At 55.6% G+C, this 24,429-nt stretch carries 22 protein-coding genes and 5 tRNA genes; 17 read left to right on the top strand and 10 right to left on the bottom strand.

All coding sequences use genetic code 11. The features are described 5' to 3' along the window. Window positions 1-37: 37 nt before the first annotated feature. Entirely contained in the window at window positions 38-325 is a 288-nt protein-coding gene (locus AC2FAJ_RS14670; RefSeq protein WP_028015078.1) for an HTH-type transcriptional regulator, read from the bottom strand. 331 nt (window positions 326-656) lie between these two features. Between AC2FAJ_RS14670 and AC2FAJ_RS14665 the strand changes: the two genes are divergently transcribed. Together AC2FAJ_RS14665 and cspE are read left to right on the top strand one after the other, a co-directional pair. Then, a complete protein-coding gene (locus AC2FAJ_RS14665; protein ID WP_045260020.1) occupies window positions 657-1,367 on the top strand; it encodes a DUF3053 domain-containing protein in 711 nt (236 codons plus the stop codon). Between the two features lie 247 nt (window positions 1,368-1,614). Next, the gene (gene cspE / locus AC2FAJ_RS14660) at window positions 1,615-1,827 is read left to right on the top strand and encodes a transcription antiterminator/RNA stability regulator CspE (protein ID WP_003860775.1); all 213 of its coding nucleotides are present in this window, start codon (window positions 1,615-1,617) and stop codon (window positions 1,825-1,827) included. Window positions 1,828-1,885: 58 nt separating this feature from the next. Here cspE and ghrB read toward each other — a convergent pair whose 3' ends face one another. From ghrB to AC2FAJ_RS14630, 6 genes are all read right to left on the bottom strand, one after another. After that, window positions 1,886-2,860 (bottom strand): glyoxylate/hydroxypyruvate reductase GhrB, encoded by a 975-nt coding sequence (gene ghrB / locus AC2FAJ_RS14655; RefSeq protein ID WP_041911608.1) that lies wholly within the window; start codon window positions 2,858-2,860, stop codon window positions 1,886-1,888. Window positions 2,861-2,886: 26 nt separating this feature from the next. Then, window positions 2,887-4,167 (bottom strand): MFS transporter, encoded by a 1,281-nt coding sequence (locus AC2FAJ_RS14650; protein WP_028015081.1) that lies wholly within the window; start codon window positions 4,165-4,167, stop codon window positions 2,887-2,889. A 117-nt stretch (window positions 4,168-4,284) separates the two neighbouring features. Continuing rightward, entirely contained in the window at window positions 4,285-5,223 is a 939-nt protein-coding gene (locus tag AC2FAJ_RS14645; protein WP_028015082.1) for a sugar kinase, read from the bottom strand. A gap of 3 nt (window positions 5,224-5,226) precedes the next feature. After that, window positions 5,227-5,976, bottom strand: coding sequence for a sugar phosphate isomerase/epimerase family protein (locus tag AC2FAJ_RS14640; RefSeq protein WP_280029405.1), 750 nt, complete (start codon window positions 5,974-5,976; stop codon window positions 5,227-5,229). A gap of 103 nt (window positions 5,977-6,079) precedes the next feature. After that, on the bottom strand, window positions 6,080-7,096 hold the full coding sequence (locus tag AC2FAJ_RS14635; protein ID WP_028015084.1) for a LacI family DNA-binding transcriptional regulator: 1,017 nt from the start codon (window positions 7,094-7,096) through the stop codon (window positions 6,080-6,082). 114 nt (window positions 7,097-7,210) lie between these two features. Beyond that, the gene (locus AC2FAJ_RS14630; protein ID WP_008502762.1) at window positions 7,211-7,873 is read right to left on the bottom strand and encodes an OmpA family lipoprotein; all 663 of its coding nucleotides are present in this window, start codon (window positions 7,871-7,873) and stop codon (window positions 7,211-7,213) included. A 211-nt stretch (window positions 7,874-8,084) separates the two neighbouring features. Here AC2FAJ_RS14630 and AC2FAJ_RS14625 point away from each other — a divergent pair, with 211 nt between their 5' ends. Then, the gene (locus AC2FAJ_RS14625; protein ID WP_485454306.1) at window positions 8,085-10,364 is read left to right on the top strand and encodes a molybdopterin guanine dinucleotide-containing S/N-oxide reductase; all 2,280 of its coding nucleotides are present in this window, start codon (window positions 8,085-8,087) and stop codon (window positions 10,362-10,364) included. Here the strand turns inward: AC2FAJ_RS14625 and AC2FAJ_RS14620 are convergent. Then, complete coding sequence (locus AC2FAJ_RS14620) at window positions 10,327-10,773, bottom strand: N-acetyltransferase (RefSeq protein WP_041911602.1); 447 nt, start codon at window positions 10,771-10,773, stop codon at window positions 10,327-10,329. The genes AC2FAJ_RS14625 and AC2FAJ_RS14620 overlap by 38 nt on opposite strands. Beyond that, entirely contained in the window at window positions 10,751-11,332 is a 582-nt protein-coding gene (gene tag / locus AC2FAJ_RS14615; RefSeq protein WP_047363377.1) for a DNA-3-methyladenine glycosylase I, read from the bottom strand. Before tag ends, AC2FAJ_RS14620 begins: the two co-directional genes overlap by 23 nt. Window positions 11,333-11,492: 160 nt before the next feature. Here tag and AC2FAJ_RS14610 point away from each other — a divergent pair, with 160 nt between their 5' ends. From AC2FAJ_RS14610 to dppF, 9 genes are all read left to right on the top strand, one after another. Beyond that, entirely contained in the window at window positions 11,493-12,035 is a 543-nt protein-coding gene (locus AC2FAJ_RS14610) for a lipase (RefSeq protein ID WP_045260015.1), read from the top strand. A 236-nt stretch (window positions 12,036-12,271) separates the two neighbouring features. Next, entirely contained in the window at window positions 12,272-13,474 is a 1,203-nt protein-coding gene (locus AC2FAJ_RS14605; RefSeq protein WP_041911599.1) for an L-lactate MFS transporter, read from the top strand. Window positions 13,475-13,712: 238 nt separating this feature from the next. After that, window positions 13,713-15,407 (top strand): kdo(2)-lipid A phosphoethanolamine 7''-transferase, encoded by a 1,695-nt coding sequence (eptB, locus tag AC2FAJ_RS14600; protein WP_163332990.1) that lies wholly within the window; start codon window positions 13,713-13,715, stop codon window positions 15,405-15,407. Between the two features lie 91 nt (window positions 15,408-15,498). Then, a tRNA-Pro gene (locus AC2FAJ_RS14595) sits at window positions 15,499-15,575 on the top strand. Between the two features lie 620 nt (window positions 15,576-16,195). Next, window positions 16,196-17,803, top strand: a complete 1,608-nt coding sequence (dppA, locus tag AC2FAJ_RS14590; RefSeq protein ID WP_028015091.1) for a dipeptide ABC transporter periplasmic-binding protein DppA — start codon at window positions 16,196-16,198, stop codon at window positions 17,801-17,803. 177 nt (window positions 17,804-17,980) lie between these two features. After that, the gene (dppB, locus tag AC2FAJ_RS14585; RefSeq protein WP_028015092.1) at window positions 17,981-19,000 is read left to right on the top strand and encodes a dipeptide ABC transporter permease DppB; all 1,020 of its coding nucleotides are present in this window, start codon (window positions 17,981-17,983) and stop codon (window positions 18,998-19,000) included. Window positions 19,001-19,009: 9 nt separating this feature from the next. After that, window positions 19,010-19,912, top strand: a complete 903-nt coding sequence (gene dppC, locus AC2FAJ_RS14580) for a dipeptide ABC transporter permease DppC (RefSeq protein WP_028015093.1) — start codon at window positions 19,010-19,012, stop codon at window positions 19,910-19,912. A gap of 10 nt (window positions 19,913-19,922) precedes the next feature. Continuing rightward, the gene (gene dppD, locus AC2FAJ_RS14575; protein WP_041911597.1) at window positions 19,923-20,906 is read left to right on the top strand and encodes a dipeptide ABC transporter ATP-binding protein; all 984 of its coding nucleotides are present in this window, start codon (window positions 19,923-19,925) and stop codon (window positions 20,904-20,906) included. After that, the gene (gene dppF, locus AC2FAJ_RS14570) at window positions 20,903-21,916 is read left to right on the top strand and encodes a dipeptide ABC transporter ATP-binding subunit DppF (RefSeq protein WP_028015094.1); all 1,014 of its coding nucleotides are present in this window, start codon (window positions 20,903-20,905) and stop codon (window positions 21,914-21,916) included. The genes dppD and dppF overlap by 4 nt, the downstream gene beginning before the upstream one ends. A gap of 44 nt (window positions 21,917-21,960) precedes the next feature. Here the strand turns inward: dppF and coaA are convergent, their stop codons facing one another. Further along, window positions 21,961-22,911 (bottom strand): type I pantothenate kinase, encoded by a 951-nt coding sequence (coaA, locus tag AC2FAJ_RS14565; RefSeq protein WP_032644951.1) that lies wholly within the window; start codon window positions 22,909-22,911, stop codon window positions 21,961-21,963. 317 nt (window positions 22,912-23,228) lie between these two features. Between coaA and AC2FAJ_RS14560 the strand changes: the two genes are divergently transcribed. From AC2FAJ_RS14560 to AC2FAJ_RS14540, 5 genes are all read left to right on the top strand, one after another. Further along, window positions 23,229-23,304, top strand: a tRNA-Thr gene (locus AC2FAJ_RS14560). Between the two features lie 8 nt (window positions 23,305-23,312). Next, a tRNA-Tyr gene (locus tag AC2FAJ_RS14555) sits at window positions 23,313-23,397 on the top strand. 117 nt (window positions 23,398-23,514) lie between these two features. Further along, window positions 23,515-23,589: transfer RNA gene (locus AC2FAJ_RS14550), tRNA-Gly, on the top strand. Window positions 23,590-23,595: 6 nt separating this feature from the next. Next, a tRNA-Thr gene (locus tag AC2FAJ_RS14545) sits at window positions 23,596-23,671 on the top strand. Window positions 23,672-23,789: 118 nt separating this feature from the next. Next, the coding region (locus AC2FAJ_RS14540) for a GTP-binding protein (RefSeq protein ID WP_485454263.1) at window positions 23,790-24,429 on the top strand (640 nt) is incomplete at its 3' end.

The following is a 24,429-nucleotide window of genomic DNA, read 5'->3' as shown; positions in this document are numbered from 1 at the left end:
CACAAGCCCCCGCAACGGCGGGGGCATTCAATCTTCACTACGCTATCTGTTTGCTGAGTGCAGGGTTGGCCTGAATCAGGCGCATCAGCTTTAACTCGGTTGGGGTGGGTTTCTCTCGTTTTGACTCCCACTCCAGCACCATAGCTACGCTGACACCCATCGCTCTGGCGAATTCTTCAGTTTTCAGTCCTGTCCCTTTGCGCAATTGCTCATATTCTGTAAAGGGATTGGATTTTTGTTGCAGGGTAATGGCCTGCGGTACATCTTTAAAAACGATCTGTTCCAGACTGCTCAGCAGCTCAAACTCAGGATCTTTATATTCCATTGAGAACTCCTCTTAAATCTCACATCGTGATCAAGAACATCAGAGAGCCAATTAAGAATAGTCCCTAATACAAACCAAGGATCGTCACGGCTGTGATTAATCGTGCGGTAATGATCGCTTTACGCGATTCAGCTATCTGGATAGTTATGCTAATTCCCTGATTAACCATATGTCGGCTTCGCCAGGTATTTTTTTGTAAATAGTAAGAAATAAATCGGCAATAGTCGTTTTACATGAAAAGAGTATCTTGCAAGGCTGACCTGGACTATCCTTGTCAGCGTCGGGCACGCGTGTGCCGGTGTGCGCTTTTTTGGGTGAAAGGAGTAATAAAATGGCGACAGGAAAGTCCTGCTCTCGCTGGTTTGCGCCTATTGCGGCGTTGTTGATGGTTGTTAGCCTGAGTGGGTGTTTTGATAAAGAAGGCGATCAGCGCAAAGCGTTTATCGATTTTCTGCAGAATACAGTGATGCGCAGCGGCGAGCGGTTGCCGACGCTGACTGCGGATCAGAAAAAACAGTTTGGCCCCTTTGTGTCCGATTACGCCATTCTTTATGGGTATTCACAGCAGGTGAGCCAGGCGATGGACTCCGGTATCCGCCCGGTAGTGGATAGCGTGAACGCCATCCGTGTTCCCCAGGATTATATGACTCAGCGCGAGCCGCTGCGCCAGTCCAACGGTGCGCTCGGCGTGCTGAGCCAGCAGCTGCAAAATGCGAAAATGCAGGCTGACGCGTCACGTTCTGCGCTGAAGCAGGGCGAGGATCTCAAACCGGTCTTCGATAAAGTGTATGAGAAAGTAGTGACGAAACCGTCTGAAGCGATACAACCGCTGATTCCGGCCGCGCAGGTCTTCACTCAACAGCTTGTTCAGGTCGGGGATTTCATCTCGCAGCAGGGGACACAGGTGAGCTTTGTTGCCAACGGCATTCAGTTCCCAACCTCGCAGCAGGCAAGTCAGTACAATACGCTGATTGGGCCGCTGGCCGCCCAGCACCAGGCCTTTAGCCAGGCGTGGGGCGCAGCAGTCGCTGCCACAGAATAAACCGAAAAACCCCGCCTCAGGCGGGGTTTTTTTTCGGCATTCAGAAAATAACGCTTGTCATTCCTCTACCACATCGGTATAACTGTTCGCGTCGGTTTGTTACACAGACCTAAAGCAGTTTAGTAAAGCAGTCCAGATTGTTATCCATAGATACCCTTCGTAGTGACCCTTCCTTCATCGCTTAAAAATCTGTAACGCAATCCATCAAGCCGGAAGGCACAATATATTTGTTAATAAGGTAATTTCTATGTCTGCTAAAATGACTGGTCTGGTTAAATGGTTCAACGCTGATAAAGGTTTCGGCTTCATCACTCCTGACGATGGCTCTAAAGACGTGTTCGTACACTTCTCTGCTATCCAGAACGATGGCTACAAATCTCTGGACGAAGGTCAGAAAGTTTCCTTCACCATCGAAAGCGGCGCTAAAGGCCCAGCAGCTGGTAACGTTGTAAGCCTGTAAGCTTCCAACCCAGTAGCACAAAATTCAAAAACCCGCCTTCTGGCGGGTTTTTTCGTTTCTACTGTTGGATCTGCGGGTTAACGCAGTTCCTGTCTACTTTTCCGGCAAGCGCGGCTATCAGGTTATCTACTGCCGTCGCCGCCATATTGTAGCGCGTCTCGTGGGTAGCAGAGCCGATGTGTGGCAGGGCGACGACGTTTGGCATGCTCAGCAGCGGGGAGTCCACCGGAAGCGGCTCCTGCTCAAACACGTCCAGACCCGCGGCGTGGATCTCGCCGCTTTGCAGCGCTTCAATCAGCGCCTGCTCATCCACCACCGGACCGCGACCCGCGTTGATGAAGATGGCGGACTTCTTCATTTTTTCAAACGCGGATTTGCCAATCAGATGGCGCGTTTCATCCGTCAGCGGCAGGATCAGGCAAACAAAATCGGCTTCCTGCAGCAGCGTATCCAGCTCGCAGTAACGCGCGTTGAAGCGTTCTTCTGCTTCACTGTGATGACGGCGCGCGTTATACAGAATCGGCATGTTGAAGCCGAAATGCGCGCGCTGCGCCAGCGCCAGCCCGATACGCCCCATACCCACGATGCCCAGCGTTTTGCCATGCACATCCACGCCGAACCAGTCCGGCCCAATGCTTTTAGTCCATTCGCCGGCTTTCACACGCTCGGCCACTTCCACCACGCGACGGGCCGTGCTGAGCACCAGCGCCATCAGCGTATCTGCCACGGTTTCCGTCAGGGCATGCGGCGTGTGCATCAGCAGGATTTTACGGGCGTTCAGGGCATCCACGTCGAAATTGTCATAACCCACGGAAACGGTTGAGGTAGCACGAAGCTTCGGCATTTTCTCCAGCAGGGCGACATCCACTTTTTCGCTTGAACCCAGCAGGCCTTCGGCGCTCGCGAACGCATCGGCGTGCTGCGCCACGGTCTCCGGGCTCAGGTTCTTCACCTGCGTAACGGTGAAGTGTTCTTCCAGGCGTTTCTGCAGATCTTCCGGCAGAGCTTTATACAAAATGACGGACGGCTTCATGCTAATCTCCGTTGATTTTTAAGGATTCAGGCGTGGCGTGCGCCGACGAGGTGCTGTTGATTATTAGCAGGCTTAACAATCAAAGTAAGCCACACGGAGGCGAAAAGCGCTACCCCCATAAAGATGTACGACGCGGATGGGCTGCCGGTCACACCGTTCAGATAGCCGACGAACCAGGATCCGCAGAACGACCCCAGCGCGCCCATACTGTTAATCAATGCCATTGCACCGCCCGCGACGTTACGCGGCAGCATTTCCGGGATGATGGCAAAAAACGGACCGTACGGGGCGTACATGGCGGCACCGGCAATCACCAGCAGGGTATAAGAGGCCCAGAAGTGATTCGCGCCCACCGCCCACGAGCCGATGAAGGCGAAAGCGGCAATCAGCAGCAGCGGCCAGACGAACAGCTTGCGGTTTTGCAGCTTGTCCGACGCCCAGGAGACAACGATCATCGCGATGGTCGCGGCGAGATACGGTACGGAAGAGAGCCAGCCCACTTCCACCATGCCGAGGTTCTCGCCGCCGCTGCGGATAATCGACGGCAGCCACAGCACAAACCCGTACACGCCGATACTCCAGGTAAAGTACTGCGCGCAGAGCAGGATAACGTTGCGGGAGCGGAACGCTTCGCCGTAGTTGCGTACCGCCTTCAGCCCCTGCTGCTCTTTATCCAGCTGCGCCTGCAGCGCGGCTTTTTCATCTTCGGAAAGCCACTTCGCCTGGGCAGGCTTATCTTTTACCAGCACCCACCAGCAGAATGCCCAGATAATTGCGGGTACCCCTTCGATGATAAACATCTCGCGCCAGCCGAAGGACTGGATCAGGTAGCCGGAGACGACCGACATCCACAGTACGGTGACCGGGTTACCGAGGATCAGGAAGGTATTCGCGCGTGAACGTTCAGATTTGGTAAACCAGTTGCTTATGTAAATCAGCATCGCCGGCATGACTGCTGCCTCAACGACGCCGAGGATAAAGCGAATGGCCGCCAGAGCAGGAATATTATTCACCACGCCGGTCAGTGACGCGCAGGCGCCCCACAGGATCAGACAGATGAAGATCAGCTTACGCACGCTGCGGCGTTCCGCGTAAATCGCGCCGGGGATCTGGAAGAAGAAGTAGCCCAGGAAGAAAAGGGCACCCAGCAGGGATGAAATACCTTTGGTGATGCCGAGGTCTTCGGTGATCCCCGCTGCGGATGCGAAACTGAAGTTGGCACGATCGAGGTACGCCAGGCTGTACGTGATAAACACGATTGGCATGATGTACCACCAGCGTTTTACTGCATTGGTCGAACTGTTCATAGGCTTGCCTCTGTTGTTGAGGTTGTTACCGCCGTTGTCTGTAGGGTACACGGTGGCTTAATTATTTGGTGTGGCATGCTGCCCTCACCCTGGCCCTCTCCCACAGGGAGAGGGAATTTAAACGCCGAGCTCTGCTCGCGTTGGCAATCCTTCGCTGTCGCCCTGCACCTGAATCGCCAGCGAGCCAATCTTATTGCCCCGCGCGACGGCCTGCTGCAGCGGTTTGCCTTCCAGCAGGGCGCTAATGACGCCTACGGCAAAGCCATCGCCCGCGCCGACGGTGTCGACAACGTTCTCAACCTTCACCGCCGCGACCGCGCCCTGTTCGCCGTCGGCCGTTTTGAACCATGCACCATCGGCACCGGTCTTCAGCACCACCGCTTTTACCCCTTGATTCAAATAGAAATCAGCAATGCCTTCCGGCGTATTTTCACCCGTCAGAATCATCCCCTCTTTCAGGCCCGGCAGAACCCAGTCCGCCTGGAACGCCAGGCGGTTCAGCTTCTCGACCATTTCCGCTTCGCTTTTCCACAGCACCGGGCGCAAATTCGGATCGAAAGAGATCGTTTTGCCCAGCGACTTCATGGTGGTTGCCGCATGGTCCAGCAGTTCATAGGAACTGTCAGAGAGCGCCGCCGCCACGCCGCTCAGGTGCAGATGGCGCGCGGAGGCAAAATAGCCGGCGTGGTAATCTTCCGTTGAGAGATGGCTTGCCGCCGAACCTTTGCGGAAATACTCCACAATGGGATCGGTTCCATTTTCGACCTTCGATTTAAGCTGAAAGCCGGTAGGAAAGCGTCCGTCCAGGGTGACGCCTGCGGCATCAATATTCTCTTTTTTCAGCGAGTCGAGAACGAAATGGCCAAAGCTGTCATCCCCCACGCGGCTGACCCAGCCGACGTTCAGACCGAGACGCGCCAGGCCGGTCGCGACGTTCAGCTCTGCGCCCGCTACGCGTTTGATAAAGTGCTCTACCGCGCTCAGTTCGCCCGTTTCGGTCGCGACAAACATCGCCATAGCCTCGCCGATCGTGATGGCATCCAGCGTTTTGTGCATGATTTACTCCTCGCGCAGCAGGTTGACGTAATGACGGGTAACGGCGGTTAAATCCGCCCCTTCCAGCGGGAACTCAATACCGCGCGGAGCATCTGCAGGCAGCTGGCCGAGCAGATCCAGCCAGCGCGCGTCTGCGCGGTCCGGCGCCACGGCGCGGAAGTTATCTTTATGCGGAACGGCGGCTTTAACGTGGATATAGCTCACCGCAGGGGCCAGGTGACGTGCGGCCTCTTCGGGGGAGTCGCCGACCCACAGCCAGTTGCCCATGTCGAAGGTCAGCGTGACGGGCAACGCCATTTCCCGACAGGAGGCCTGGAAGCGCCGCATGAGCGCGAGCTGCCCGCAGTCGGTCTGATCGTTCTCCACAACAAGCGCCATACCGCTGGCATTCAGCAGGGCGCGCAGGGCGTCGAGAGGCTGTGTGTCGCTGAAATGGCCCAGGGAAACCTTCAGCCACAGGGCGTTAAGGGTGTTGGCCTCAGAGAGATAGCGGGGCAGGTCCGGGTTAAGGGTGCCGTCGGCCATAAACAGGGCGGCGGGTGCGGAGTAGCACGCCAGCAGACCCATTAGCTCGATGGATTCGCTCAGTGCAGGCAGCGCCAGCAGCTCTTCGCTGTTAAACAGTTCGCGGCGGATCTCCACGCCGTCTGCCCCTGCGGCTGCAATAACGGGGAGCATCGCCCGCTGACCGCCTGCCTGTCGCACCTGTTCCGCGCCATACGCGGCGGTGACCACCATGATTTTCCTGCCCATCTTCGGACTCCATCGCAACATATCAATACTATTACGCTAGATGGAACCGGTTCCAAAGAAAAGATCAGGATGTCGAATTTATGATCGCTATCACAAGGGGGAATTAACGGGCGGTGGAGCCGCGAACGATCAGCTCGCCGGAGAAGACCTGCTCGCGTACGGCATCGCGGGTGCCTTCAATACGACGAATCACTTGTTCTACAGCGGCATAGCCAATCTGCCAGGTGGGTTGTTTAAGGGTCGTAATACCCACGCCAGCCAGCTCCGCCCACTCCAGCTCATCAAAGCCCAGCAGACCGATATCGCTGCCCCAGTGCAGGCCAATGCGCTTGAGCGAGCGGGCGACCTGAAGCGTCAGCGCCCCGTTGGCGGAAATAACGGCTTTGCGCATCCCGCGATGGCGGGTATGGAACTGGCGCAGGGTGTTGTCGATCTGGTCGGCTTCGTGAAGCGGCGTTTCGGCATTTTCGGCGATCGCACCGGGATAACGCGCAAGCGTGGCGCGAAATGCCGCCAGGCGGTCGCGTCGGGTATTTACCATGCCCAGCGGTTCGCTCAGAAAAAGAATCGCTTCGAAGCCCTGTTCGATCAGGTGCTCGGTCGCGGTTGTGGCTGCCTGGGTGTTATCCAGCCCGACGACATCGCAGGCGAATTCCGGGATTTTACGGTCGATGAGGACCATTGGCAGGGAGGACTGCTGCAGGCGGTTCAGGCCCTCTTCACGCATGCCTACTGCGTTGACCACAATCCCTTCCACCTGGTAGCTGCGCAGCAGATCGAGGTAGTGCAGCTCCTGGTCGACTTCGTTGTTGGTATTACAGACCAGCGGCGTGAAGCCCTTCTCGCGGCAGGCGGCCTCGATACCGCTGAGGACGTTGACGGAGTAGGGGTTGGTGATATCGGCGATAATAAGGCCGATCAAGCGGGTGCGACCGCGTTTGAGCCCGCGCGCCATCAGGCTGGGACGATAGTCGAGATCGGCAATGGCCTGTTCAATACGCGCCAGCAATGCGTCGGACAGCAGGTGTTTCTCGCCGTTAAGGTAGCGCGAAATGCTGGTTTTACCGGTTTTGGCGGCTTTCGCCACGTCGCTGATGGTGGCCCGGGCTGGTTTGCTCATCGCTGATTTCCCTGAATTTAGTGAGAATACCTTAGCGGGAAAATCAACGATGGCAAGTGGTTCATGCCGGGGTGTGCGGTCTGTTGCCCTCACCCCGGCCCTCTCCCTCGGGGATTACTGAATCGGGCTCAACGTAATCTCTACGCGACGGTTTTGCGCTTTACCTTCCGCCGTGCTGTTGCTGGCGATAGGGTTGGCAGGGCCCATGCCGCTGGTGCGGATGCGGTTTGCTTCAACGCCCTGGGTTATCAGGGAGCTGGCCACGGAATCGGCACGCTGCTGAGACAGACGCATGTTCAGATCCTGGCTGCCGGTGCTGTCGGTGTAGCCAATCACGTTCACGGCGGTCTTGTTGTACTCTTTCAGCACCATCGCCACGCCGGTCAGGGTGTTCGCGCCCGCGGGTTTCAGCGTGGCGCTGCTGCTGTCAAAGGTCACATTGTTCGGCATGTTCAGGATGATATTATCGCCGCTGCGGGTGACGCTCACGCCGGTTCCCTTCATTTTGTCGCGCAGTTTCGCTTCCTGCACGTCCATGTAATAACCGACGCCGCCGCCCAGCGCCGCACCTGCCGCTGCGCCAATCAGCGCACCTTTGCCGCGGTCTTTCTTGGAGGAGGAGAGTGCCCCAACGCCTGCGCCGACCAGCGAGCCGATACCTGCGCCGATGCCGGATTTACCCGCTTCGCGCTCACCGGTGTAAGGGTTGGTTGTGCAGCCAGAAACAGCCAGTGCACCGCTCACCAGAGCGGCAATAACGAGTACGCGTTTTTTCATCTTCTTTCCTTAATCCTTTTTATTCTTTGCCACGGCGAGCGTGGCAGTTGATTATGACGTCCAGATACGGAGAAAATTCCGGGTATAACTCTGAAATTTGTGACAAACCATAAACGGCCTCAACGAGAAGGCCGTAAACCTGCACGCAACCAGGAGCGCACGCTTGAGCACCTCAACAAAAACCATTCTGACCGCCGCCCACTGGGGGCCGATGCTGGTCGAAACCGATGGCGAAAATGTTCTGTCGTCCCGTGGGGCACTGCCAACACAACATCCCAATTCGTTACAGACCGTCGTACGCGATCAGGTGCACAGCAAAACGCGCGTGCGCTGGCCGATGGTGCGCAAAGGTTTTCTGGCCTCGCCGGATAAGCCGCAGGGGATCCGTGGTCAGGATGAGTTTGTTCGCGTGAGCTGGGACGATGCGCTGGCGCTGATCCATACGCAGCACAAGCGCATTCGCGACAGCTATGGCCCATCGTCCATTTTTGCCGGCTCCTATGGCTGGCGCTCGAACGGCGTGCTGCATAAGGCCTCGACCCTGCTGCAGCGCTACATGAGCCTGGCCGGGGGCTATACCGGTCATCTGGGAGACTATTCGACCGGCGCGGCGCAGGCGATCATGCCGTACGTCGTGGGAGGAAACGAAGTGTACCAGCAGCAGACCAGCTGGCCGCTGGTGCTGCAGCACACCGACGTGGTGGTGCTGTGGAGCGCCAACCCGCTGAACACGCTGAAAATTGCCTGGAATGCCAGCGACGAACAGGGGATCGGGTATTTCGACGCGCTGCGCAAAAGCGGCAAACGCATCATCTGCATTGATCCGATGCGTTCTGAAACCATGGATTTCTTCGGCGACAGCGCCGAGTGGATTGCTCCTCATATGGGCACCGACGTGGCGATGATGCTGGGTGTCGCCCATACGCTGGTGGAGAACGGCTGGCACGACCGCGATTTCCTCGCCCGGTGCACATCCGGCTTCGACAAATTCGCCGACTACCTGACGGGCGAATCTGATGGGGTAGTGAAAACGGCAGAGTGGGCCGCGGAAATTTGTGGCGTTCCAGCCGCTAAAATCCGCGAACTGGCGGCACTGTTCCATAAAAATACCACGATGTTAATGTCCGGCTGGGGGATGCAGCGCCAGCAGTTCGGCGAGCAGAAACACTGGATGCTGGTGACCCTTGCCGCGATGCTTGGGCAGATCGGTACGCCGGGCGGCGGTTTTGGTCTTTCTTATCACTTTGCGAACGGCGGTAACCCAACGCGTAAAGCGGCGGTGCTGGCGTCCCTGCAAGGCTCGGTGCAGGGCGGCGTGGATGCCGTGGATAAAATCCCGGTGGCGCGAATCGTTGAAGCCCTGGAAAACCCGGGCGGTTTTTATCAGCATAACGGTCTCGACCGCCACTTCCCGGACATTAAGTTTGTCTGGTGGGCGGGCGGGGCAAACTTCACGCACCATCAGGATACCAATCGCCTGATCCGCGCCTGGCAAAAGCCGGAGCTGGTAGTGATTTCCGAGTGCTTCTGGACCGCCTCGGCCAAACATGCCGATATCGTGCTGCCGGCGACCACGTCGTTTGAGCGTAACGATCTCACCATGACCGGCGATTACAGCAACCAGCATATGGTGCCGATGAAGCGCGTGGTGGCCCCGCGTGATGAAGCGCGTGATGATTTTGACGTGTTTGCTGAACTGAGCGAGCTCTGGGAAGCGGGCGGTCGCGAACGTTTTACCGAAGGGAAAAATGACCTGCAGTGGCTGGAGAGTTTCTACCAGATCGCCGGACAGCGCGGTGCGGCGCAGGGCGTGACGCTTCCGCCATTTGCTGAATTCTGGGAGGCGAACCAGATTCTCGAAATGCCGGAAAGCGAACAGAACGCCCGATTTGTCCGTTTCGCCGATTTCCGTCGCGACCCGGAAAACCATCCGCTGAAAACCGAGAGCGGCAAGATTGTGATCTACAGCGAGCGCATCGCCAGCTTTGGATATGTCGATTGTCCGCCACACCCTTCGTGGCTGGAGCCGGACGAGTGGCACGGCAACGCTCAGCCGGAGCAGCTGCAGGTGCTGTCTGCCCATCCGGCGCATCGTCTGCACAGTCAGCTTAACTACACCTCTCTGCGCGAGCAGTATGCGGTCGCCGGGCGGGAGCCAATTACGCTGAATACTTTAGACGCCAAAGCGCGTGGGATTGCGGACGGTGACGTGGTGCGCGTCTGGAACCAGCGTGGACAGGTGCTGGCAGGGGCGGTGGTCAGCGACGGGATTAAGCCAGGCGTGATCTGTATTCATCAGGGAGCCTGGCCCGACCTTGAGCCCACCGAAGGTGGAATCTGTAAAAACGGGGCGGTTAACGTGCTGACCAAAGATCTCCCCAGCTCGAAGCTGGGGAATGGTTGCGCAGGGAACACGGCGCTGGCCTGGGTCGAGAAATATGAAGGGCCCGAGCTTACCTTAACGGCGTTTGATCCGCCTGCCAGCTCATGATCCACGTCGGGTGCTGGGTATCATCCTGCCAGGCGCTGTCTTCAATGCGAAAGCCCTGAGCATGATAGAAATTCACCGCCCGGACGTTTTTCTGATACACCTCCAGGGTTAAGTGCGGGAAGCGCTGTTGAACATGGTTCAGCAGCGCGCGCCCGATGCCTTTTCCGATATACGCTGGCGTAACGAACAGCGCCCCCACAAACTGCGACTGTATGACGCTGATAAAACCGCGCGGCGTGCCGTTCTCCTCCCAGACCCAGGTTTCGGCGGCGGGAAGGTATTCATCCCGCACCAGCGCTTCGTTCGCTTTCCAGTAGGCGGCGTCGATAAACGGATGCGCCTCGGTGGTGCTCTCAAGCCACAGTCTCAGGAGCTGAGCGGTATTCTCACTGTGCCATTTGCGGATCATGGTTGCCCTCCGGGTGGCAGATGCAGCCCGTAATATGGTCATTGACCAGCCCGCAGGCTTGCATAAAGGAGTAACAGATGGTGGTGCCCACAAACTTGAAGCCGCGTTTTTTCAGCGCTTTCGACAGGGCATCCGAGGCAGGGGTCGAGGTTGGGATCTCTGCAAGCGTGGCGGCCCGCGTCACCTGCGGCTCGTTATCCACAAACGACCAGACAAATGCTGAGAAGGGTTCGCCGTTTTGCTCCATCGCCAGATAAGCCCGCGCGTTACCGATAATGGCCTGAATTTTACCGCGATGGCGGATGATACCGGGATTCAGAACCAGCCTTTCCACGTCGTCGTCGGTCATGGCGGCCACCGCAGCCGGATTGAACCGGTGGAAGGCATTGCGGTAGTTCTCACGCTTTTTCAGAACGGTGATCCACGACAGACCGGCCTGCTGGCCTTCAAGGCAAATCATTTCAAACAGTTTTTCACCGTCGGTTTCCGGTACGCCCCATTCCTTGTCGTGATAATCGATATAAAGCTGATCCTGGCTTACCCAACCGCAACGTTGCATAGGTCATCTCCCTTCCTGATACGATAAACGCAAAAATTTCAATCTGCCCGGCTTGACGAGTCTGCTAAAGAGACAATAGTTAATACAGGGCTATATGCCCCAATACCTCTTCGAACAATGACATATATCGCCGAACTCGGCTCTTTCTGGAGTCGCTTTGATGATGATAAAAAAAATCAGTGGTCGCCATGCTGCTTCTGGCCTGGTGGGCGTTTCAGCCTGCCTGCTTATATGTAACACCGCTTTTGCGTGGCAACAGGAATATATCGTTTCAGATGCACAAAGTAATACGACAGAACGCTATACATGGGACGCCGATCACCAACCTCGTTATGAAGATATTCTCGCGGAGCGTATTAACCATTCGCAGAATGCTGCGGGCTTTGCGCTGAACGACCCATCCGGTTCGGATGCGGAAACCGTTCTGAGCGTTGGCTGGAATTTTCCCGTGGCGGGGCATATTACAACCGGGCCGGTCATGGCGTGGCGCACAGAGGGCACTCCACCCTCAACGGTAAATACGTTTAGTGATACAACCACCGCGCAGTCGCTTACCGAACCCCTCTGGCATGCCAGCGTGAACTCGCTGGGGTGGCGTGTTGATACCCAGTACGGCGATTTACACCCCTGGGCGAAGATCAGCTACAACCAGCAGTCGGAAGAAGAATATTTGTATACCCTGGGCTTAAGCGCCAAATTTTAGGGTTGTTACTTTTTTAAACGCTGCGGTAACATATTTAATACAATAACGGCGAGGGTTGTGGTGATAGTGGTCACTCACCTTTCAACGTTTTCTTCTCCGGCAAGGTCGTTCATTCCCGCTTCCAGGCATTTCATTCCGTTTCTCCTGCATTTCATGCCGTTTTACCCCTGGCGTTTTGGGGTTTTGTTTATCGTGTCCTCAGCGAATTTCCTTAATTTCTCTTGCAGGATACTGCCATGAACACCTCAACCTATAACCGCACGCGTTGGCTGACGCTATTCGGCACCATCATTACCCAGTTCGCACTGGGTTCGGTTTATACCTGGAGTCTGTTTAACAGCGCCTTGTCTGATAAGCTCGGCGCGCCGATAAGCCAGGTGGCATTCTCCTTCGGCTTGCTGAGTCTTGGATTAGCGATTTCCTCTTCCGTGGCGGGCAAACTTCAGGAACGCTTCGGCGTGAAGCGCGTGACCATGGCCTCCGGCATTCTGCTGGGCCTGGGCTTTTTCCTGACGGCGCATTCCAGCAACCTGATGATGCTGTGGCTGAGCGCCGGCGTGCTGGTGGGGCTGGCGGACGGCGCAGGTTACCTGCTGACGCTGTCGAACTGCGTGAAGTGGTTCCCGGAGCGTAAAGGCTTAATCTCCGCGTTTGCTATCGGCTCCTATGGCCTGGGCAGCCTTGGCTTTAAATTTATCGACTCTCAACTGCTGGCGTCCGTTGGCCTCGAAAAAACGTTCATGATCTGGGGGGCTATTGTCCTGGTGATGATTCTGTTTGGCGCCACGCTGATGAAAGATGCCCCGCAGCAGGAAGTGAAAACCGTTAACGGCGTGGTGGAGAATGATTTCACCCTCGCGCAGTCCATGCGTAAACCGCAGTACTGGATGCTGGCGGTGATGTTCCTGACGGCCTGCATGAGCGGTCTGTATGTCATCGGTGTGGCGAAAGATATCGCGCAGGGGATGGTAAAACTGGATGCCGCGACGGCGGCGAATGCGGTGACGGTCATCTCCATTGCTAACCTCTCGGGTCGTCTGGTGCTCGGTATCCTGTCTGACAAAATCGCCCGCATCCGCGTGATTACGCTGGGGCAGGTCATCTCTCTGGTAGGCATGGCGGCGCTGCTGTTTGCACCGCTGAACGAGGCGACTTTCTTTGCGGCGATTGCCTGCGTCGCCTTTAACTTCGGCGGCACCATTACCGTTTTCCCGTCGCTGGTAAGCGAGTTCTTCGGCCTCAACAATCTGGCGAAAAACTACGGCGTCATTTATCTCGGCTTCGGTATCGGCAGTATCTGCGGGTCGCTGATTGCCTCGCTGTTCGGTGGCTTCTACGTGACCTTCTGCGTGATATTTGCCTTGCTGATTATCTCGCTGGCGCTGTCCACAACGATTCGTCAGCCACAGCGCGAAGTGTATAAAGAAGCGCATGCATGATTCGATGAAAAGGGGCCTCAGGGCCTCTTTTTTTTATCTCAACATCACTTCCGGACTTGTTATTTTGTAAAAAATTTCCTCGATCACACTCTCTGCTGCCACTTTTCTTTCCCGCTGTGGTCTACTTATCGCGCTTGTAGACGTTTCTGATAACGGTTTCGCTCGCATCTACTTACTCTGTCAGCTTTCTCACTGAGATTCGGCGGGTCTTTATACCCCTTCCCCCAGGGTTGTTTGCATGAAATATATTAGGTCTCTTACCCAGCAAAGATTGTGTCTGATGCTGGCTGTCTATATCGGTTTGTTTCTGAATGGCGCGGTACTGTTCAGACGTGTGGAAGGTTATTTCGAACACCTCAGCGTAAGAAATGGAATTTTTGCCGTCATCGAAGTGTTTGGCTCTATCCTGGCAACCTTCTTCCTGTTACGCCTGCTCTCACTTTTTGGGCGACGTACATGGCAAATTCTGGCCTCGCTGGTGGTGATTATCTCTGCCGCCGCAAGCTATTACATGACATTCATGAACGTGGTCATTGGCTACGGTATTGTCGCCTCGGTGATGACCACGGACATCGACCTCTCGAAAGAGGTGGTGGGTCAAGGGTTCATCATATGGACGATTTTGACCTGCCTGATCCCGCTCTTCTTTATCTGGAGTAATACCTGCCGTTATACCCTGTTACGCCAGCTGCGTACCCGGGGACAGCGCATCCGCAACGTCGCCGTCGTTCTGCTGGCGGGCCTGCTGGTGTGGGCGCCGATTCGCCTGATGGAAAAACAGCAAAAACGGATCGAAAAAGCGACGGGCGTGGATATGCCGAGCTATGGCGGCGTGGTGGCTAACTCGTATCTGCCGTCCAACTGGCTGTCCGCGTTAGGTCTTTACGCCTGGGCACAGGCGGACGAATCCAGCGATGTAAAATCGCTGATTAACCCGACCAAAAAGTTCACCTACCAGGCGCCGGCTGACGGGCTGGGTGATACTTACGTAGTCTTTGTCATCGGTGAAACGACGCGCTGGGATCATATGGGTATCCTCGGTTATGACCGCGATACCACGCCGAAACTGGCGCAGGAGAAGAATCTGGTGGCTTACCGCGGCTATTCCTGCGATACCGCCACGAAGCTCTCGTTGCGCTGTATGTTTGTGCGTGAAGGCGGGGCGAGCGATAACCCGCAACGTACGCTGAAAGAACAAAACGTCTTTGCCGTGCTGAAGCAGCTTGGATTTAGCTCCGATCTGTTCGCCATGCAAAGTGAGATGTGGTTCTACACCAACACGCTGGCAGATAACATCGCGTATCGTGAGCAGATTGGTGCCGAGCCTCGCAACCGCGGGAAAAACGTGGACGACATGCTGCTGCTTGAGGAGATGTCCCAGTCTCTGAAGAATCACCCGCAGGGCAAACATCTCGTCATTCTGCATACCAAAGGGTCGCATTACAGTTATTACCAGCGTTACACGCGCGATTTCGCGAAATGGCAGCCTGAGTGCGTAGGCATTAATAAAGACTGCAGCAAGCAGGAGCTGATCAACGCCTACGATAACTCCATTCTGTATGTGGATACCTTCCTGAGCCGCGTGATTGACCAGCTGCGTGATAAAAAAGCGATTGTTATCTACGCCGCAGACCACGGTGAGTCCATTAATGAGAAAGAGCACCTGCACGGTACGCCGCGCAAGCTGGCACCGCCGGAGCAGTTCCGCGTGCCGATGATCATGTGGATGTCGGATAAGTATCTTGAAAATCCGGAGAAAGCGAAGATGTTTGCTCAGCTTAAGAAAGAGGCGGAAATGAAGGTGCCGCGTCGTCACGTTGAGCTGTACGATACCATTATGGGTTGCCTCGGCTATACCTCACCGAATGGTGGGATTAACGAAAACAACAACTGGTGTAAACTCCCTGATAACACCGCAAAAGCCGCGCAGTAGCTGCTCTGGCGAGAATATCGCCAGTTGAATGGCTTTTTGAAAATAAGGGATTGACGGGGGCGCACCTCAGCAGTAAGATGCGCTCCGCATTCGGCGAGTAGCGCAGCTTGGTAGCGCAACTGGTTTGGGACCAGTGGGTCGGAGGTTCGAATCCTCTCTCGCCGACCACATTCTGAAAAGGGCTAACCGCAAGGTTAGCCCTTTTTGCATTAACGGCTTACTCATCCTGATTCAGTAAAATGCCCCTTATCCCCGCTTCTTCCTGCCTGTTAACGATTTTGTGACATAATCCATTGTATTTTTTTATATATAGATTGATCTTTTTTCGCGTTGCTTATGGATAACCTCAGCATTTTTCGCTGTGCGTTTTAACGTTCGCGGTATTTAGTGCTCAGATAATCACCATTCTGCAAGAAAATTTACCCATTCTGAATAAAAGTTAATCACTGATTGTTGCGAAATATGAAGATATTTGTGCTGCAAGTTGGCGAGTAGCATAAATTTCCCTGCTGAAAACTGGCGTTCAGGGTTTTTTTAATCTTTGTTTGCGGTTTCTCACACTCGGCGCAAATCCCCGTCACCTGTATTGACGTTTTCACATTCTGTTGACAGATTGTAGGGCATGAGGGGCATTTCAGGGACGATCTGCGCTGCAACTCAAACGCTCTTCTGAAAGGATTCTCCATCCCTTTAACGCCTTCGGGCACCTCCGACCGGACCGGGTAAAAAATAAATAAAGGTCTGGCGGCGTAACACAACAAAGCAAAACATCACATTGGAGCAGAATAATGAGTATTTCCTTGAAGAAGTCAGGGATGCTGAAGCTTGGTCTGAGCCTGGTGGCTATGACCGTGGCAGCAAGCGTACAGGCAAAAACCCTGGTTTACTGTTCTGAAGGCTCGCCGGAAGGCTTTAACCCACAGCTCTTTACCTCTGGTACGACTTACGACGCAAGCTCTGTACCGATTTATAACCGTCTGGTTGAATTCAAAACCGGCACCACGGAAGTGATTCCGGGTCTGGCCGAGAAGTGGGACATCAGCGAAGACGGCAAAACCTATACCTTCCACCTGCGCCAGGGCGTGAAGTGGCAGGACAGCAAAGAATTCAAACCAACGCGCGACTTTAACGCCGACGACGTTGTGTTCTCCTTCGACCGTCAGAAAAACGCCCAGAACCCGTACCACAAAGTGTCTGGCGGCAGCTACGAATACTTCGAAGGGATGGGTCTGCCGGACCTGATCGCCGAAGTGAAAAAAGTAGACGATAAAACCGTTCAGTTCGTGCTGACCCGTCCGGAAGCGCCATTCCTGGCTGACCTGGCCATGGACTTCGCCTCTATTCTCTCTAAAGAGTATGCGGACAACATGCTGAAAGCCGGCACGCCGGAAAAAGTGGACCTGAACCCAATCGGTACCGGCCCGTTCCAGCTGCTGCAGTACCAGAAAGACTCCCGTATTCTGTATAAAGCCTTCCCGGGCTATTGGGGCACCAAGCCGCAGATCGACCGTCTGGTCTTCTCCATCACGCCTGATGCGTCCGTACGTTACGCTAAACTGCAGAAAAATGAATGCCAGGTGATGCCGTACCCGAACCCGGCAGATATCGCGCGCATGAAGCAGGACAAAAACATCAACCTGATGGAGCAGGCGGGCCTGAACGTAGGCTATCTCTCCTTCAACACCGAGAAGAAACCGTTTGATGACGTGAAAGTACGTCAGGCGCTGACCTACGCGGTGAACAAAGAAGCGATCATCAAGGCCGTTTACCAGGGCGCGGGCGTTGCTGCCAAGAACCTGATCCCACCAACCATGTGGGGCTATAACGACGACGTTAAGGACTACAGTTACGATCCTGAGAAAGCGAAAGCGCTGCTGAAAGAAGCGGGCCAGGATAAAGGCTTTACCGTCGAGCTGTGGGCGATGCCGGTACAGCGTCCGTACAACCCGAACGCACGCCGTATGGCGGAAATGGTTCAGGCTGACTGGGCGAAAATTGGCGTTCAGGCTAAGATCGTGACCTACGAGTGGGGCGAGTATCTGAAGCGCGCCAAAGCGGGTGAGCACCAGGCGGTAATGATGGGCTGGACCGGTGACAACGGGGATCCGGACAACTTCTTCGCCACCCTGTTCAGCTGTGCGGCAGCGAAAGACGGCTCTAACTACTCTCGCTGGTGCTACAAGCCGTTTGAAGACCTGATCCAGCCGGCGCGTGCGACCGACGATCACAACAAACGTATTGAACTCTACAAGCAGGCTCAGGTTGTTATGCACGATCAGGCTCCGGCGCTGATTGTTGCTCACTCCACCGTGTATGAGCCAGTGCGTAAAGAAGTGAAGGGCTACGTGGTTGATCCACTGGGCAAACACCACTTCGAAAACGTATCGGTTGAATAATTAAAAGCAACGCCAGGCGGCGCTGCGCTTGCACTGGCCTACGGTATGTAGGCCGGGTAAGCGTAGCGCCACCCGGCAGCAGTGCTTTATTGCCTCTCTGAAAGGGGAGGGAATAAGATTTGTGAGCAATACAGACGTCACGCCACTGGCCGTGCGTCATCAGAGAGAATCCGGGTTATGTTGCAGTTCATCCTCCGACGTCTGGGACTTGTTATCCCGACGTTTATCGGTATCACCCTTCTCACTTTTGCCTTCGTCCATATGATCCCCGGCGACCCGGTAATGATTATGGCGGGCGAGCGTGGTATTTCCCCTGAACGTCATGCGCAGCTGCTGGCTGAACTCGGCCTCGATAAGCCGATGTGGCAGCAGTACCTCCACTATATCTGGGGCGTGATGCACGGTGACTTAGGGATTTCGTTAAAAAGCCGTCTTCCGGTGTGGGACGAGTTCGTGCCGCGTTTTAAAGCGACGCTGGAGCTTGGCATCTGCGCCATGATTTTCGCCACTGCGGTGGGTATTCCTGTTGGGGTACTGGCTGCCGTTAAGCGTGGCTCTATTTTCGACCATACCGCCGTGGGGCTGGCGCTGACCGGTTACTCCATGCCTATCTTCTGGTGGGGCATGATGCTGATCATGCTGGTCTCGGTGCAATTGAACCTGACGCCAGTCTCCGGACGCGTCAGCGATATGGTCTTCCTTGATGATACCAATCCGTTAACCGGCTTTATGCTGATCGACACGGCCATCTGGGGCGAGGAGGGCAACTTCATTGATGCCGTTGCGCACATGATCCTGCCTGCCATGGTGCTGGGCACCATTCCTCTGGCGGTGATCGTGCGTATGACCCGTTCCTCCATGCTGGAAGTGCTGGGTGAAGATTACATCCGTACCGCGCGCGCCAAAGGTTTAACCCGCATGCGCGTCATCATCGTCCACGCGCTGCGTAACGCCATGCTGCCGGTGGTGACCGTTATCGGCCTCCAGGTGGGTACGCTGCTGGCGGGGGCGATCCTGACGGAAACCATCTTCTCCTGGCCGGGCCTCGGACGCTGGCTGATTGATGCGCTGCAACGCCGTGACTATCCGGTGGTGCAGGGTGGGGTGCTGCTGGTCGCGACGATGATTATCCTCGTCAACCTGCTGGTCGATTTGCTGTACGGCGTGGTGAACCCGCGTATTCGTCATAAGAAGTAAGGGGCCATCATGTCACAGGTTTCTGAAAACAAAGCTGTTGCTGCACCGGTTCCAATGACGCCGCTGCAGGAGTTCTGGCACTACTTCAAGCGCAATAAAGGCGCGGTAGTCGGGCTGGTGTATGTCGCTATCATGATTCTGATTGCGGTGTTTGCGAACTTTCTGGCGCCGTATAACCCGGCGGATCAGTTCCGCGATGCGCTGCTGGCACCTCCTGCCTGGCAGGACGGCGGTAGTCTGGCGCACCTGCTGGGTACCGATGATGTGGGCCGCGATGTGCTGTCGCGTCTGATGTACGGCGCGCGTTTGTCGCTGCTGGTTGGCTGTCTGGTGGTGGTGCTCTCCCTGATTATGGGGATCATCCTCGGCCTGGTTGCCGGTTACTTCGGCGGCATCGTTGATAACATCATTATGCGTATCGTCGACATCATGCTGGCGCTGCCAAGCCTGCTGCTGGCTCTGGTGCTGGTGGCGATCTTCGGCCCGTCGATCGGTAACGCCGCCCTGGCGCTGACCTTCGTGGCGCTTCCTCACTATGTGCGATTAACACGCGCGGCGGTGCTGGTGGAGGTGAACCGCGACTACGTGACCGCCTCTCGCGTGGCGGGTGCCGGTGCGATGCGCCAGATGTTCGTTAATATCTTCCCTAACTGCCTTGCGCCGCTGATCGTTCAGGCGTCGCTCGGTTTCTCTAACGCCATTCTTGATATGGCCGCTCTTGGCTTCCTGGGCATGGGTGCGCAGCCGCCAACACCGGAGTGGGGCACTATGCTCTCCGACGTGTTGCAGTTCGCACAAAGCGCCTGGTGGGTTGTCACCTTCCCGGGTCTGGCAATCCTGCTGACGGTGCTGGCATTTAACCTGATGGGTGATGGCCTGCGTGATGCGCTTGATCCCAAACTGAAGCAGTAAGAGGCACGAGATGGCGTTATTAAATGTAGATAAATTATCGGTGCACTTCGGCGACGAAGGCACCCCGTTTCGCGCCGTGGACCGCATCAGCTACAGCGTCAATCAGGGCGAAGTGGTTGGTATCGTCGGGGAGTCCGGTTCCGGTAAGTCGGTGAGTTCACTGGCAATCATGGGGCTGATTGATTACCCGGGCCGCGTGATGGCGGAAAACCTGCAGTTCAACGGTCAGGACCTGAAGCGCATTTCTGAGAAACAGCGCCGCCAGCTGGTGGGCGCCGAAGTGGCGATGATCTTCCAGGACCCGATGACCAGCCTGAACCCGTGCTACACGGTCGGCTTCCAGATTATGGAAGCGATTAAGGTGCACCAGGGTGGTAACAAGAAAACCCGTCGCCAGCGCGCGATCGACCTGCTGAACCAGGTGGGTATTCCTGACCCGGCATCCCGGCTGGACGTTTACCCGCACCAGCTTTCCGGTGGGATGAGCCAGCGCGTGATGATCGCCATGGCGATTGCCTGTCGACCAAAGCTGCTGATTGCGGATGAACCGACAACGGCGCTGGATGTGACCATTCAGGCGCAAATCATTGAGCTGCTGCTGGAATTGCAGCAGAAAGAGAATATGGCGCTGGTGCTGATTACGCACGATCTGGCGCTGGTGGCCGAAGCCGCACACAAGATCATCGTGATGTATGCCGGCCAGGTGGTTGAGACCGGGAATTCGCACGATATCTTCCGCGCGCCGCGTCATCCGTATACCCAGGCACTGCTGCGCGCGCTGCCGGAGTTTGCTCAGGACAAAGCGCGTCTGGCGTCGCTGCCGGGCGTGGTTCCGGGCAAATACGACCGTCCGCAGGGCTGTCTGCTTAATCCGCGCTGCCCGTATGCGACGGACAAATGCCGCGTTGAGGAGCCAGAGCTGAATCTGCTGGCCGACGGTCGACAGTCAAAATGCCACTACCCACTCGATGATGCCGGGAGGCCAACACTATGAGTACGCAACAGGCCACCACGCAACAACCGCTGTTGCAGGCCATCGACCTAAAAAAACACTACCCGGTGAAAAAGGGGATTTTTGCCCCTGAGCGCCTGGTGAAAGCGCTGGACGGCGTGTCATTTACCCTCGAACGCGGTAAAACGCTGGCGGTGGTGGGGGAGTCAGGCTGCGGGAAATCGACACTGGGCCGTCTGCTGACGATGATTGAAGTCCCGACCGGCGGTGAGCTTTATTATCAGGGCCAGGATCTGCTCAAGCACGACCCGCAGGCGCAGAAGCTGCGCCGCCAGAAAATCCAGATTGTGTTCCAGAACCCGTACGGTTCTTTGAACCCGCGTAAAAAAGTGGGACAGATCCTGGAAGAGCCCCTGCTGATTAACAGCAATCTGAGCAAAGAGCAGCGCCGTGAAAAAGCGCTGGCGATGATGGCGAAGGTCGGCCTCAAAACCGAGCATTACGACCGCTACCCGCATATGTTCTCCGGCGGCCAGCGTCAGCGTATCGCCATCGCCCGCGGGCTGATGCTCGATCCGGATGTGGTGATTGCCGATGAGCCGGTTTCGGCGCTCGACGTCTCCGTGCGCGCGCAGGTGCTGAACCTGATGATGGATCTCCAGCAGGATCTGGGGCTGTCTTATGTGTTCATCTCTCACGACCTGTCGGTGGTGGAGCATATTGCCGATGAAGTGATGGTGATGTATCTGGGGCGCTGCGTGGAGAAGGGGACCAAAGAGCAGATCTTTAGTAATCCTCGTCATCCGTACACCCAGGCGCTGCTGTCTGCGACGCCGCGTCTGAACCCGGACGATCGTCGCGAGCGCATTAAGCTGACGGGTGAACTGCCAAGTCCGCTGAATCCGCCGCCGGGGTGTGCCTTCAACGCGCGCTGCAGCCGCCGCTTTGGCCCGTGCACCCAGCTTCAGCCGCAGCTGAAGGATTATGGCGGTCAGCTGGTCGCCTGCTTTGCGGTCGATCAGGATGAAAATGGCGAGAAGCCGCACGCATAACGAAAAAAAACCGGCGCTAAGCCGGTTTTTTTATGTCTGCCTGACTATTTTCGCAGGCGAATCTGGTCGACGGCGTGCTTCTCGCTCTTGGTGAGGATCAGGCTCGCACGCTCGCGCGTCGGGAGGATGTTCTCTTTGAGGTTCACGTAGTTGATCTCATTCCACAGCCCCCTGGCCACATTAATCGCCTCTTCTTCAGAAAGCTGGGCGTAGTGGTGGAAATAGGAGTCCGGGTCGGTGAATGCCCCTTCGCGGAACTTCAGGAAGCGGTTGATATACCAGTTCTGCAGCAGATCTTCCGGCGCATCAACATAGATAGAGAAATCGACGAAATCCGAAACGAACACATGATGCGGGTCATGAGGATAGTCCATGCCGCTTTGCAGCACGTTCAAACCTTCAAGGATCAGGATATCCGGCTGGACTACCGTTTTATCCCCATCCGGGATGCGGTCGTAAATCAGGTGTGAATAGACCGGCGCCGTGACGTGCGGCACGCCAGATTTCAGGTCAGAGACAAATTTTACCAGACGGTGCATATCATAAGAGAGCGGGAAGCCCTTCTTCTTCATCAACCCGCGTTCTTTTAATACTTCATTTGGATGCAGGAAGCCGTCGGTGGTGATCAACTCAACGCTGCGGTGTTCCGGCCAGCGGCTCAGCAGCGCCTGCAGCACGCGTGCGGTAGTGCTTTTACCCACGGCCACGCTGCCCGCAATACTAATGATATAAGGAATGCGCTGACCATTGGTTCCGAGGAACTGCTCCAGCACCGCCTGACGGCGCAGGTTGGAGCTGATATAGAAGTTAAGCAAGCGAGAGAGGGGGAGATAAATTTCTGCCACCTCTTCCAGGGACAGATCTTCGTTTATCCCTTTTAACCGTGCGATTTCACCTTCCGTCAGCGTCATAGGGACGGAATCACGCAGGGCAGCCCACTGGCTGCGGTTAAAGTGAAGATAAGGCGTCATTAACGTTTGCTCTTTTTTGCTCATAAGCATGCTTCAGTGAGCCAGCGCTATGCTGCCGGGACGTGGCTCATCACACAGTTAATTTTGGACAATGGGCAGGAGGTTAACACCAGATGGCGGGAATAATAAGAAAAAAGATGGAAAGCGCTGCGTTACGCGTAAGCCGTCACGCTACGGTGTATGCGATGTAAATCATGCCTGTATGTTGATTATTTGACCCGGAATGACTACTTTTACATCGCTTAGCGCTGCGTTCGCATAAAATGTGAGCGAAAGAACGTTTTATGCAAATTTTTAGTTGCATGACCGCGCAGGTATCCATAGAATGCGCGCTACTTGATGCCGACTTAGCTCAGTAGGTAGAGCAACTGACTTGTAATCAGTAGGTCACCAGTTCGATTCCGGTAGTCGGCACCATCAAGTCCGGTGGGGTTCCCGAGCGGCCAAAGGGAGCAGACTGTAAATCTGCCGTCACAGACTTCGAAGGTTCGAATCCTTCCCCCACCACCACTTTCTGGCAGCGTAAATGCCGCCGGAGCTGGTTGGAAAAATTAGCCAGCTCAAACTGAAAAAGAGAGAAATCTCTTTTTTTGTTACAGAAAGAACTGGGTAGCCGAGTTTCAGGATGCGGGCATCGTATAATGGCTATTACCTCAGCCTTCCAAGCTGATGATGCGGGTTCGATTCCCGCTGCCCGCTCCAATACGTGCTGATATGGCTCAGTTGGTAGAGCGCACCCTTGGTAAGGGTGAGGTCCCCAGTTCGACTCTGGGTATCAGCACCACTTCACTTCTCCTTCCCGTTTCTCTCTGTTTCAATTTTACTGTATTCAACAATTCAGGCATTTCGCCTGGTTGATGTGGTGATATCACCGATTTATCCGTGTCTTAGAGGGACAATCGATGTCTAAAGAAAAGTTTGAACGTACAAAACCGCACGTTAACGTCGGTACTATCGGCCACGTTGACCATGGTAAAACAACGCTGACCGCTGCAATCACTACCGTTCTGGCTAAAACCTACGGTGGTTCTGCTCGTGCATTCGACCAGATCGATAACGCACCAGAAGAAAAAGCTCGTGGTATCACCATCAACACCTCTCACGTTGAGTACGACACCCCGACTCGCCACTACGCACACGTAGACTGCCCAGGCCACGCCGACTATGTTAAAAACATGATCACCGGTGCTGCGCAGATGGACGGCGCGATCCTGGTTGTTGCTGCGACTGACGGCCCAATGCCTCAGACTCGTGAGCACATCCTGCTGGGTCGTCAGGTAGGCGTTCCTTACATCATCGTGTTCCTGAACAAATGCGACATGGTTGATGACGAAGAGCTGCTGGAACTGGTAGAGATGGAAGTTCGTGAACTGCTGTCTCAGTACGATTTCCCGGGCGACGACACTCCAATCGTTCGTGGTTCCGCGCTGAAAGCGCTGGAAGGCGACGCTGAGTGGGAAGCGAAAATCATCGAACTGGCTGGCTTCCTGGATTCTTACATCCCAGAACCAGAGCGTGCGATTGACAAGCCATTCCTGCTGC

It is taken from the genome of Enterobacter cloacae complex sp. 385G4 (assembly GCF_057320665.1).
This window is presented reverse-complemented; position numbering and strand designations above follow the sequence as displayed.